Raw genomic sequence first — 9,248 nt, 5'->3', positions numbered from 1 at the left:
ATTCGCGCGCAACCAATTATGAGTCCCGCTGCCCGGACTTTTGCCCCGGTTACATCCCGAAGCGTCCGTTAGGACGCGAGGGATCTCCCAAGGTCGTGTGTCGACGGTCCGGAAAACGTGTCACGTTTTCCGTCGCTTGGTATAAGGCCGGAACGCATCCGCACGGGCGGATTTCAGGGCGGTGGCGCGGAGTCCTGCGGGGCTCCCACCGCCGCCTTGTCGTTTGGGTGGCGGTGAAAGCCTTTTCAGGACTCAGCCAGGCGCCCGCGTTCGCGGCCACGGGTGGAGCGTTCCTTGGGCAAAGGCGTGGACGTCACCCCGTCTGTTCGATACATACCCAAGGTGCCGCCCGGTTTGGGGCAATCCGGATCGCTTGGCGGTTTTGCACCCTGCGGCGGAACGTCGTATGATCTGGCGGGTGATGTGGCGGGTCATTCGGGGGTGGCCGGCGGGCGAGACAGTCGCGTGTGGACCAGGGGGCGTTTTGGCCGCATGAAAGGGACTGACGGCTTGAAACGGACCGTTTTCGTGTCCGGAACGCAGAGAGGGAAGCGGACATGAATAGCGGCCAGGGAGCGGCCGGACGATCGATGCGCAAGCGGACGTTCTCCATCGAGAAACACCTGCGGCGCGAACACGACGCGGAGCTTGTTTTCGATCTTGGCGCGGCGCCTGACTCGGGCGGCCTTGAGACGCTGATCAACGAAGTCCGCGCCATGCGGGCCGAGATGGCAGATCTGCGCCGTGAATTCGCGGAGATCAAGGCCGTGCCGTCGCCCCCACCACCGGCGTCCGAACCGGCGCCGGCGCGGCACGGTGATGAGGGGGGCAGCGCCGACGAGGCGCAGTTGCTACGGGTCGAGGTCGCCCGCATGGTGCGCAGCCTGGCGACGGCGAAACGTGAGATCGCCGAAATCAAGCATCCCCTGCGGGACGCCGATGACGACCGGATGACGCGGGCCGCGAGCGAACTCGACGCCATCATTACGGCCACCGAGGAAGCGACTCACGCCATTCTTGACGCGGGCGAGGCCATCACCATCCACTGCACAGACATCCTCGCCGAGGTCGGTGAGGAAGACGCCATCGCGCCGCGCATCAATCAGGTGAGCGACAATGTGGCCCGTATTCTGGAGGCCTGCAACTTCCAGGACATTACCGGGCAACGGATCTCGAAAGTGGTCAAGACCCTGGAGTTCATCGAGGATCGCATCCGGGCCATCGTCGAGGATTGGGGTCCTGATGCGTTCCTTGACCTTCCGTTGCCGGACGAAGACGAGGCCGTCCATGAAGACGATGAAAGCCACCTGCTCAACGGGCCGCAATTGCAGAACAAGGGGCTGAGCCAGGACGACATCGACGCGTTGTTCGGTTAAATCGGCGCGTATCCTGTTGCCAGCGGTCAGATCAGGGGCCGAGGGTGCCAGGTCGTGCGGGCGTCCTATCTTGCGCGATTGCTTGGCCGTTCTTCTTTTTCATTTTTTGCTTGATTGCCCGCCACACTGATGATTCTGTTGTCGTAGCGACGGCGTGTCGGGCCGACACGGACAGCGAGGGAGGGCACAGCACATGGCGGTCTCCAGGGACGCAACCGGACTCCACGGGCTTGCGCGGTCACCGGGCGTCCGCGCGGCGCTGGGCGCCGGGGCGCTGTGTCTGACGCTCGCCCTTGGTGCCTGTGGCACCGGCCTTGGCGGGGACGACGCGGCCCCGGCCGATGCGTCGGCCACATCGAACGTCATCGTGGATCCGCCGGGCCGCATCGCGCAGGCGCCCTTGCCGAGCTATGCCGTCGGCGACCGCTACGTGTTCGACAATCCCGAAGAGACCTGGGTCATCCGCGCGGTGGACGATGACACTGTCACCTGGGAAAGCGATCTCGGCGGGATGCGGGTGACGCCGCGCGATCCGCTCATGCCCAGCCTTCGTTCCGCCTCGCCCGAAGTTGGGGTCGTCCGGCGAGAGGTGCAGCACCAGACGGGATCGTTGTGGCCGCTGGAGATCGGCAAGGAGGCCAGCTTCCTGGTGTCGGCGGGCATGGAAGGCCAGCCGGCCCAATCCCTGGCCTGGAACTGCCGCGTGGTCGCCACGACGCGAACCGAGGTGCCGGCCGGGGCCTTCAACACGTATAAGGTCGCCTGCGTGCGCTCCGACGGATTGCGGCTGTATACGTACCATGCCCCGACTGTGGGGTACTTCGTGCGTCGCGAGGTCACGACGGCCGACGACCAGCAACAGGCCCGCTCGCTTCTGGCGGTCGCCAACAGCCGCGTGACGGCGTCCGGTGTACCCGATGCGCCGGCGCCCGAGGCCGCGCCGGCGGCCGTGGCCGAGTCGACGCCGCTGCCGGCCCCGCCGATGGCGGCGACCGAGACGACTCCCGAGGCGCCGACCGTGGCCGAAACGCCCGTCGGCCCGGCCCCGACACCAACCCCGACACCCAGGCCGACCCCGGCGGCTGCGCCCGCCGCGCCCCCGTCTACGGCCGCGTCGGCCGATGCCTGGACCGGCGCCGGCGTGCGTCTGGGGTCCTTCCGCACCATGGCCGGCGCGCGCAAGGGCTGGGCCACGTTCCAGGCATCGCATCCCGACCTGCTTCAGGGGCTCAGTCCCAGGATCCAGCCGGTGGACCTGGACGACATGGGCTCGTTCTTCCGGGTCTACGCCGGGCCGTTCCCGTCGAAACAGGCGGCGCGCGGATTGTGCGGGCAGATTCCGGACATGGGATCGGTCTGCGACGTGCAGTCCTTCAACTGACGCCGCGCGTGACCATGCCACCACCGCGACGGCACGTCTGGCCGGCCATCACCGCCGTCGCGGTGGCCGCCGCCGTGGGCGCGGGTGGGTACGCGTGGATGGCCGTGGCCGAGCGCGCGACCGCGCTTCAGGACATGCGCACCGAACAGGCCCGCTGGCAGCAACGCCAGCGATCGCTTGAGACCGAGCGGGAGAACCTCCTGCTGGAGCTGGAGGCGGCGTTGCGCATCGGCGAACGCCTGAGCGATCGGGTCGATACGCTGGAACGGGACCTCGCCGAGGCTCGCGCGACCCGCCTGGATGTCCGGGAAATCAGAAGCCCCGCCGAATTCCCGATCGAGCGGGCCATGGCCGAGGCCGGCGACACGGTGTCCGGGTTTGCCGCCCGCGAGGGCACGACCGAGGCCGTCGTGCGGGCGCTCAACCCCTGGCTCAAGGACGCCGAGACGCTGGAGGCGTTCCAGACGCTGTGGGTTCCGAAACGGCCGTGAGATCGGCCCACAGGGTCTCGTAGGCGTCCTCGAGCTGGCGGGCGTAAACCGTCGCGTCACACAGGGGCAGGGCGGCAAGGCGCCGGCGCAGGTCGGCGCGCAACACCGTCAGGCGTTCCGTGTCGCGGGCGCCCGCCGCCGCGCGCGCGACGTAGGCCTCGGGCGTCTCGGCCACCCAGTCGTCGAGCCCGACCCGGCGCAGGTGGGAGACAGCGTGGCGTCCGCACGGATGCCGGCCGGCCAGGGTGACCACCGGCACGCCCATCCACAGCAGTTCCAGGACCGTCAGCCCGCCCGACCAGGGATCGGCGTCCAGGGCGAGATCCGCTTGGCGGTACAGGTCCGTCATGCCGGCCCGGTCGCGGCCGCCTTCCAGACGCACGCGGTTGGTCGGCACGCCGTGCCGCGCCAGCCGGTCGAGCAGGGTGTCGCGTGTGGTCGGGGTGTCGAGCGCCCGGGCCTGGATCAGCAGGCGGGAGTCCGGCACGGCGGCCAGGATGCGCCCCCAGCGGGCGAGCAGCGGATCGTTGATCTTGTCCAGGCGGTTGAAACTGCCGAACGTGACGTGTCCGTGGCTCCGACAGGGCAGGGGACCGGGATCGGGCGCGTCGACCGGCGGTGCGAAGAAGTAGGCGCCGTGCGGCAGCAGCACCGGGCGCTCCGACAGCAGGGCCGGGTCCGTGACGTGGTGCGCGTCCGTCAACAGGGCATCCAGGCCGGGCCAGCCGACGCTGCCGAACACGTCGCCCCAGATCACCTGGAGCGGCGCCAGCCGGTGCGCGACGGCCTCCAGCGCCTGGGGCAGGGTGGTGGGTGTCAGCAGGACCAGGACATGCGGCGCCAGCCGGCGCACGCTGTCACCGATGGCCTGAGGGGTGGTGACACCCAGGTCCAGGACCGGCACGTCGGCGCCCTCGGGCGGGGGCGGCGCCGGCCGGTCCGGCGGTCCGGCGTGGAAGATGTGGCACACGATCCGCCCGGCGGCGTCGGCCCGGGCGTGCGCGCGGATGGCCGGCAAGGCCAACGCCGCGACCTGGGGGCGCGAACAGTCGCCCAGATAGACAACACGCAATGGCGGTGGCGGCGGGGTGGCCTCTGGCCGGGGCACCGAAGCAGCCGGCCCCGTTGAGGGACGCAGGGCCTGGCGTTCGGCACGGATGACCTCGGGCGCGACGCTTGGCGCGTGATGCAGGATGGTCAGCAGGGTGCCGATATGGGGAGCGGCGCGCCGGATGGGCGCGGGGATTTGCAAGGCCAGCGCGGCGCCGTCGTCGGCCCGTCCCTCCGCGACGCGAACGCCCGCCAGGGCGAGCAGGGTGCCGGGATGACCGGGGCTCAGGTGCAGGGCCCGGCGCAAGGCTGTGTCGGCCTCGTCTGGGGCGGACCGCCGCTGGGCGATGGTGCCTTGGGTGAACCAGGCCTCGGCGTACCGAGGGGCCAGAATGAGGGCATCGCGGACGGCCCGCGCGGCACGGCTCGGCCGCCCCCGGTGCAGGTCCAGCAGCGCCTGCGCGTGGCGTAGCGTCGAATCGGCGGGGCGTTCGGGTGCGCGGGAGAGGACGTCTTCGGCCTGTGCGTAATCCCCGTCGGCCAGGGCGGCCATGGTGGCGGCTCCAAGGGCGCCCAAGTCATCCGGCAGCCACCGCAGCCACAGCCGGGCGATGGCGCTGTTGTGGGCGGTGGGATGGCCCTGGCGCTGGGCCATGGCGTGCGCGTCCCGGAACAGGCGCCGCAGGGGCAGGTCGGGCTTGGCCGCGATGCCGGGGTCGAGGGTCAAGGCCCGCGTCAGGGGTGCGATGGCACCGACCGCGTCGCCGCCATGGTGCCGGAGCAAACCCACGTTAAGCCAGCTCGTGGCATGAGCCGGAACCAGCGAGGCGACCCGCCGGAACGCTGCTTCGGCGTCCCGCAGTCGTCCCCCTTGCAGATGGGCCACGCCATCGGCGAACACCTGGCGCGCCACAGTCTCTCCGTCGGCGCCGGGGGGAACGGGCGCGGCGGAGGGGTCGGTCACACGGGCTGACGTCACGGGCGGCACCTGGTCCACGGCGGGGCCGGTACTCTAGCGGCTGCGCGCACCGGATTCCAGGGCACGGATCGCCCGTCGTCAGGCCGCCGCGTCGTGGCGCCGGCGATCGTTGCTGTGGCGGGCGGCCAAGCCACGGGCGTCCGGGATATGAATCAGGTCCGTGTCCTTGACGTAGCAGTCGTGGAACACCTCGGCGGCGTCATGGGCGGTCTCGCGGGTGCCGAACAGGGCGGTCCAAAGCGCGCGCAGGCCGGTGCCGAGCAGGCTGGCAAGATACCGGTCGCGGGCCTGATGGGCTTCCACTTGAAGGGCGAACGGAGAGGTGGTTCCGAACAGCGGGTCTGGCATCGGGGGCGATCCTTTCTGGCTCATAATTGTCTTGAATTCGCAACAAGTTTTATCCAGGAGCGCCAGATCATGGCAGCTACACTCAAAATGTAAGCGGTTCTTGGCCAAGGTTGGCGTGCGTTTTTTGCAACGCGGAATCGCGCCAACGCCAGGCATGTCTCGACACCGGTCACAAAACGACCTATTGATTTGCACCGGCCGGTCGGTCACCATATTGATTGCTTCGGCCGAGAGTATTCGTCCATTCTCTTGGCACTTTGAATGGGAGGCCGCGTTGACTGGAGCCACCGACGACCGTGCGCATATGATCGCCCAGCGCCGTTTCCTTGAAGAAGTGGAAATGGCGGTTCGCGCGGCCAACCAGGAAATCATCGGCCACAAGCTGCCGAACCTGGACCGCACCAGCTTTTTCAAGCTGGCGGTGACGATCGCGCGGTTGCGTGCGAATTATCTTGAGGCCGTTCTGGCTCTCGATTGGGAGCACGCCGACGCCAGCCAACTGGCCTCCATCCAGAACCGGCGGGTCCTGTTCGAGGAAGCGCGCACCGGGTTCGAGGCCCTGCAACATGCTTTTGAGCGCGGGTATATTCCCCTCGAGGCTCAGAAGCCGCAATAGGCCCTGGCGGCGGGGCCGGACGGGTCCGGTCAGTGCGCCGCGCGCCACTCGGCCGGGCGCTCGAACGTGCCCATCCATATGCCGGCGCGGGCGTGGCGGGCGGCGCCTTCCTCCAGGGCGTAGCGGGCGCCGACGGAGACCGCCATCCCCATGCGGACCATGAGCCCGTTGAGATCTTGGCCGTCAACGTGGCAGACGGCGATCAGCGATCCTTTCGGGTCCTGCGAGTTGCCCACGCAGGTCACGGTCTTGCCTCTCGTCAGGTGCAGCAGCGTGGAGGCCGCCTGCCGTCCGCAGGGCCAAGCCGTTCCCTGATGATGGCAGGTCTGTGCCAGTTCGGGGGCATCGATCCCGTACAGAACGACGCCGTGCCCGTTGCGGCATTCGCCGTAGGACCGTCTGCCGTTGATATGCAAGGTGTCCCCGTCCTCGATGCACGCTGGGCCGGATATGTCACCCTGGGCCACGTGGTCGGACGGTTCCGGCAGGAGGAGGAGGAGCAATAGCACGCCCACTGCGCCAGCCGCCGTCGCGGCGCCGGCCCAGACAAGCTGTCGGGATCGACGCGCGCGCCGCATCCGTCGGGCTCGTTGGACGGCAAGCGCACGCCGGTTTTGTGTCGGCTGGTTTGGTGTATTGTGGTGGTGTGTGGGTCCAGAAGTGCGGCGCATGGTCTGGGCTTCTCCCAATCCGATGGTCCAGGCGGTCGGACCTTGCGCGTCGCTGCTGAGGGGAACCCCCATGACCAGGAGCGATAGCGAGCACACAATATCACACTTGCGCGCGAACGTCCTCACCTGTGCCCCTGATTTCGCCGCAATAGGGGGTCATTGTCCGAGAAACAAGGGCTCGAACCCGCGCCAGTGGCGGCGGCGAGCCCGTGACCCCATCCGCCCGCAGAGTTGTTGACACCGGAATGTCCAGGAAAACACACGCTTCGACCAAACCAGGGGCCTCTGGCCACGGCTCCGCCCGCCCCTCGGGCCATGACGATCACAACAACAACGCGTTGTCGCTGACCGCGCGTTTGCGCAACCACTTCTTCGCCGGCATCCTGGTGACGGCGCCGGCCGCCATCACCTTCTTCGTGGCCTGGAAGTTCATCGAGTTCGTTGACAAGCGGGTGGCGGCCTTCATCCCGGAGCAGTACCACCTGCCGTTCAGCATTCCGGGCGTGGGCCTGTTGGTGATGGTGCTGATCCTGATCGGGATCGGCGCCTTCGCCACCGGCCTTGTGGGGCGGATTCTGTTTCGGCTGGGCGAGCGACTGCTCAACCGGATGCCACTGATCCGCAACATCTACGGCGCCCTGAAGCAGATCCTGGAAACCGTGCTGGCCCAGCAATCCACCGCGTTCCGGCAGGTCGTGCTGGTGGAATACCCGCGCCGGGGCATCTGGGCGATTGCCTTCATCACGGGCGTGACCGAGGGGGAGGTGCAGAACCTGACGGCGCAGGAATGCGTCAACGTGTTCCTGCCGACCACCCCGAACCCGACGTCCGGATTCCTGCTGTTTGTCCCGCGTCAGGATCTGATCGTGCTCGACATGTCGGTCGAGGAGGGGATCAAGATGGTCATCTCGGGCGGTATCGTCACGCCGCCGGACCGTCGTCCGGCGGAGGTCCGCCAAGTGCCGCTGGTCGACTCCACGCCCGACGTCGATCCGGGTCCGGCCCACAAACGCGTGGCCGCCGGACGGGACAAGCGCGCGCGCAACGGCAATGGCAATGGCAATGGCGACGGCGCGGCCGACTCCGGGGCCAGCGGGTCGGACGACCGCGATACGGCCCTCACACCCGTGTAGGGGCGACCGTGGCTGCCGCCGTTACGACGCGCGGATGATCACGTTGCGGTGATGCGGCCGGAACCGGTGCATGTAGGTCGGCAGGATCGCCTCGGCCGCCGTCGGCTCGATGCCCAGCGCCTCCAGCCCCGGGCGCTGTCCCGAGACCACGTTGTCCGTCTCCAGCAGCCGCACCTGATCCGGCGTGATCGGCGGCTTCGGCAGCACCTGCATGACCTTGGCCTGCAGGCGCGCCACCCAGAACGGCACCGGCACCACCAAGGTGCGCCGTTCCGCCTGCTCGACCACCAGTTCCATGATCTCGCGCATGGAGTAGGCGCGGGGGCCGCCCAGTTCGTAGGTCTGCCCCTGGTGCACCGGGTCGGTCAGGCAGCGCAGCACGGCCTCCGACACGTCGCCGACGTAGACCGGCTGGAACCGGGGGCCGCCGGACCCGCGCAGATCGATGGACGACTTGCCGGAATCGTCGCGGACGGTGCGGAAGGCATCCTTCACATAGTACGGCAGCGCCGGCAGAAGCCGCGTCATGGACCCGAACATGTTGAAGAACGAGTCGTGCATCCCGAACACGACGGACGGCTGCAGGATGCTGGCTTCGGGGAAATGGGCGCGGACGGCGGCCTCGCCCTTGGCCTTGCTGCGGGCGTAGTTGGCGCTTGAGCTTTCGTCGGCGCCCAGTGCCGAGAGATGCACGAACCGGCTGACGCCGGCGGCCTTGGACAGGCGGGCGATCCGCTCCGGCGTCTCGACGTGCATGGCCTGAAACGTGCTGCGGCCGCTTTCGGCCAGGATGCCGATGAGGTTGACCACCCCGTCGGCGCCCTCGACCGCGCGGACGACGGACTCGTCGTTGCGGATGTTCACCTTGATCGGGGCGATCTGGCCCAGGTCCCCGAGCGGTTTCAGGAACTCGGCCTTGACGGGATCGCGCCCGGCGACTCGCACGCGTATGCCGCGCGCCGCAAGGTCCTGGACGACCTGGCGGCCGATGAATCCTGTGCCTCCGAACACGGTCACCAGACGAAGCGACATTCCGGTCTCCCTTGCATGATGGCCGGGTGTGATGGCCGGCCAGGGGCGGGCCGACACGGTGTCAGATGGTTCGTGGCGACCGCAAAGGCAAGCCCATTCCGCCTTCGCGCCGCCCGGTAGGCCCCAGCGTGTTCGGCCTCTGGTTTACGCCGGGGGGCAGGGATGCGACTC

General features: G+C 68.6%; 9 protein-coding genes. 5 read left to right on the top strand and 4 right to left on the bottom strand.

Annotated features, from left to right (window positions below; genetic code table 11):
• The first annotated feature begins 557 nt into the window (after positions 1 to 557).
• The 3 genes from Q0309_RS14860 to Q0309_RS14850 all read left to right on the top strand — a co-directional run bounded on the left by Q0309_RS14860 (position 558) and on the right by Q0309_RS14850 (position 3,248).
• Entirely contained in the window at positions 558 to 1,376 is an 819-nt protein-coding gene (locus Q0309_RS14860; RefSeq protein ID WP_299442801.1) for a protein phosphatase CheZ, read from the top strand.
• Positions 1,377 to 1,569: 193 nt separating this feature from the next.
• Positions 1,570 to 2,757: an SPOR domain-containing protein gene (locus Q0309_RS14855; protein ID WP_299442798.1), complete on the top strand. Its 1,188-nt coding sequence runs from the start codon at positions 1,570 to 1,572 to the stop codon at positions 2,755 to 2,757.
• Between the two features lie 8 nt (positions 2,758 to 2,765).
• A complete protein-coding gene (locus Q0309_RS14850) occupies positions 2,766 to 3,248 on the top strand; it encodes a LysM domain-containing protein (RefSeq protein ID WP_299442795.1) in 483 nt (160 codons plus the stop codon).
• Here the strand turns inward: Q0309_RS14850 and Q0309_RS14845 are convergent.
• Both Q0309_RS14845 and Q0309_RS14840 read right to left on the bottom strand, forming a co-directional pair.
• Entirely contained in the window at positions 3,190 to 5,277 is a 2,088-nt protein-coding gene (locus Q0309_RS14845) for a tetratricopeptide repeat protein (protein ID WP_299442792.1), read from the bottom strand. The genes Q0309_RS14850 and Q0309_RS14845 overlap by 59 nt on opposite strands.
• Before the next feature lie 78 nt (positions 5,278 to 5,355).
• Positions 5,356 to 5,625 (bottom strand): hypothetical protein, encoded by a 270-nt coding sequence (locus tag Q0309_RS14840; RefSeq protein WP_299442789.1) that lies wholly within the window; start codon positions 5,623 to 5,625, stop codon positions 5,356 to 5,358.
• Between the two features lie 100 nt (positions 5,626 to 5,725).
• Between Q0309_RS14840 and Q0309_RS14835 the strand changes: the two genes are divergently transcribed.
• Entirely contained in the window at positions 5,726 to 6,241 is a 516-nt protein-coding gene (locus tag Q0309_RS14835; protein ID WP_299442784.1) for a hypothetical protein, read from the top strand.
• Positions 6,242 to 6,270: 29 nt separating this feature from the next.
• Here Q0309_RS14835 and Q0309_RS14830 read toward each other — a convergent pair whose 3' ends face one another.
• Positions 6,271 to 6,657, bottom strand: coding sequence for a thermonuclease family protein (locus Q0309_RS14830; RefSeq protein ID WP_299442781.1), 387 nt, complete (start codon positions 6,655 to 6,657; stop codon positions 6,271 to 6,273).
• Positions 6,658 to 7,157: 500 nt separating this feature from the next.
• Here Q0309_RS14830 and Q0309_RS14825 point away from each other — a divergent pair, with 500 nt between their 5' ends.
• On the top strand, positions 7,158 to 8,045 hold the full coding sequence (locus Q0309_RS14825; RefSeq protein ID WP_366940633.1) for a DUF502 domain-containing protein: 888 nt from the start codon (positions 7,158 to 7,160) through the stop codon (positions 8,043 to 8,045).
• Positions 8,046 to 8,066: 21 nt separating this feature from the next.
• Here the strand turns inward: Q0309_RS14825 and Q0309_RS14820 are convergent, their stop codons facing one another.
• Positions 8,067 to 9,077 carry a complex I NDUFA9 subunit family protein gene (locus Q0309_RS14820; protein ID WP_299442778.1) on the bottom strand — a complete coding sequence of 337 codons (1,011 nt, stop codon included), beginning with the start codon at positions 9,075 to 9,077 and terminating at the stop codon, positions 8,067 to 8,069.
• Between the last annotated feature and the right edge of the window lie 171 nt (positions 9,078 to 9,248).

Origin of the sequence: uncultured Rhodospira sp. (assembly GCF_937138205.1) — a bacterium.
GTDB lineage: Bacteria > Pseudomonadota > Alphaproteobacteria > Rhodospirillales > Rhodospirillaceae > Rhodospira.
Note: the sequence above shows the minus strand (reverse complement) of the source record. Positions and strands in the feature narration are given on the sequence as shown.

What these genes read in the sequence shown, in the direction of transcription:
- Q0309_RS14860 (WP_299442801.1), top strand. Translation starts at nt 558, where the DNA reads ATGAATAGCGGCCAGGGAGCGGCCGGACGATCGATGCGCAAGCGGACG.
- Q0309_RS14855 (WP_299442798.1), top strand. Translation starts at nt 1,570, where the DNA reads ATGGCGGTCTCCAGGGACGCAACCGGACTCCACGGGCTTGCGCGGTCA.
- Q0309_RS14840 (WP_299442789.1), bottom strand. Translation starts at nt 5,625, where the DNA reads ATGCCAGACCCGCTGTTCGGAACCACCTCTCCGTTCGCCCTTCAAGTG.
- Q0309_RS14825 (WP_366940633.1), top strand. Translation starts at nt 7,158, where the DNA reads ATGTCCAGGAAAACACACGCTTCGACCAAACCAGGGGCCTCTGGCCAC.
- Q0309_RS14820 (WP_299442778.1), bottom strand. Translation starts at nt 9,077, where the DNA reads ATGTCGCTTCGTCTGGTGACCGTGTTCGGAGGCACAGGATTCATCGGC.